The sequence below is a fragment of the Amycolatopsis sp. SID8362 genome (assembly GCF_010550475.1).
Classification (GTDB): domain Bacteria; phylum Actinomycetota; class Actinomycetes; order Mycobacteriales; family Pseudonocardiaceae; genus Amycolatopsis; species Amycolatopsis eburnea.
In genome coordinates, this window is sequence record NZ_JAAGNB010001143.1 from 1 (window position 1) to 2218 (window position 2218).

Sequence of the window (2218 nt, forward strand, 5' to 3'; positions counted from 1 at the left end):
ACATCTTCCAGAACGAGCAGGGTTCCGGTGGTCACGGTGGGAACCAGTTCAACGAGCAGGCCTCGACCGGCGGCCACGGCAACATCTTCCAGAACGAACAGGCCCACGGCGGCCACGGCAACCAGTTCAACGAGCAGGCCTCCACGGGCGGCCACGGCAACATCTTCCAGAACGAACAAGCCCACGGCCACGGCAACCAGTTCAACGAGCAGGCGGCCACCGAGCACCACGAGCACGAGGACCACCACATCGCCCACGACCACGACCACCACGTGGACCACCACCACGACGTCGAGCACTACTGAGCCGGCGTAAGCGCAGAGGAGCGGTCATGCAGGAGCCGAGTGGCGGGGGGCGCGTCGCCCTCGACACCCTCGACCTCGCGGTCAAGGGGGCGAAGGCCTACGGGCGGGACGATCTCGTCCAGCGCCTCACCGACGCCCGGCGCCTGCTGTCCGAACCGGACGTCACCGTGTACGTCGTCGGGGAATTCAAGCAGGGCAAGAGTTCGCTCATCAACGCGCTGCTGACGGCCAAGATCTGCCCGGTCGACGACGACATCGCGACCGCGGTGCCGACCGTCGTGCGGTTCGCGCCGGAGTCCGGGGCGCTGGCGACCTACGAGCCTGCCGATCCGTCGGCGCCGCCGTGGACCGAGCGGATCTCCCTCGATGACCTGCCGAGTCACGTCAGTGAAGCCGGGAATCCCGGCAACCTGCGGAAGCTCAAGTCGGTCACCGCGTCGATCAGCCGCCAGCTGCTGTCCGGTGGGCTGGTGCTGGTCGACACCCCCGGCGTCGGCGGGCTCGGCTCGCTGCACAACGCCGTCACCGTCAGCTCGCTCCCGCGGGCGCACGCCGTCCTGTTCCTCTCCGACGCGTCCCAGGAACTCACCGGCGCCGAACTTCGGTTCCTCCGGACGGTCAAGGAACTCTGCCCAAGTGTCTTCTTCGTGCTCACCAAGATCGACCTCTACCCGCAGTGGCGGCGCATCCTCGAGCTCAACGCCGGCCACCTCGAAGCGTGCGGCCTCAGCATCGACACCGTCGCCGTGTCCTCGGAGCTGCGCACCATCGCGGCCCGCTCGGCCGACCAGGAGATGAACGTCGAGTCCGGGTTCCCGCAGCTGGTCAAGCGCCTGCAGGGCGTCGTCGGCGACGCCGAGCGCTCGGCGCTCAACGCCGTCGGCCTGCACGTCGGGTCCGCGGTCGGGCAGCTGCACGCCACCCTGCGCGCCCGCCGCACCGCGCTCGCGCACCCCGAGCAATCCGCCGCGCTCGTCGCGGAGCTGGGGCGGGTCAACGACCGCGTCGACGCGCTGCGCAGCCAGTCCGCCAAGTGGCAGCAGCTGCTCTTCGACGGCTTCGCCGACATTTCGTCCGATGTGGACTACGACCTGCGCGCCCGTTCCCGCGGGGTGCTGCACGAGGCCGAAGAGGCCATCGAGGACGGTGACCCGGCCAAGAACTGGCCCGAGTTCGAGAAGTGGCTGCGGCAGCGCCTGGCGAACGAGACGCTCGAGAACTACACGACGTTCGTCAAGCAGGCCAGGGGACTCGCCACCCGGGTCGCCGACCACTTCGAGCTCGCCGAGTCCCAGGCCGTGCTGCCGCGCGAGGTCCAGGCGCCGGTGAAGGTCGTGGCGGAGATCGACATCGACGCGTCCTTCACCGGCGTCAAGACCCGCGGCGCCACCGGGATGGCCGCGTTCCAGAAGGCCTACAGCGGCTTCCTGATGTTCTCCATGCTGACGAAGATGGCCGCGCTGGCGATCCCGACGCCGTTCGGCGTGGCGGCCGGCCTGCTGATGGGCCGGTCGGGCTTCCTCGACGAACGCAAGCGGCAGCTGGAGAAACGCCGCGGCCTGGCCAAGACCGCGGTGCGCCGGTTCGTCGACGAGTTCAACCTCCAGGTCGGCAAGGACTCGCGCGACGCGATGCGGACCGTCCAAAGAGAACTCCGCGACGCCTACAGCGCGCGCGTCGAAGAACTCCAGCGGTCCCTCACCGAAGCCTTGGCCAACGCGAAGAAGGCGGTCGTCGACGACGACGCCGAGGCCGCCGAGCTCACCCGGCTCGAGGCCGACATCGAAGCGCTCGAAGTGCTCGAGCGCCGCGCCGACGAACTCACCTTCCGCAGCGCGCCCAAGCCGAAGGCGGTGGCACGGTGACCCCGCTCTACGTCCAGGTCCGCGGGTTCGTCGCCCGCGCGTGCGCCG

Annotated in this window: 1 protein-coding gene and 1 pseudogene; both read left to right on the plus strand. The window is 69.5% G+C overall.

Annotation, left to right across the window (positions count from 1 at the left end; genetic code table 11):
* Nucleotides 1–305, plus strand: a pseudogene (locus tag G3I65_RS35440) (glycoprotein); the annotation flags it as partial.
* A gap of 26 nt (nt 306–331) precedes the next feature.
* Nucleotides 332–2170: a dynamin family protein gene (locus G3I65_RS35445; RefSeq protein ID WP_160699960.1), complete on the plus strand. Its 1839-nt coding sequence runs from the start codon at nt 332–334 to the stop codon at nt 2168–2170.
* Nucleotides 2171–2218 lie beyond the last annotated feature (48 nt).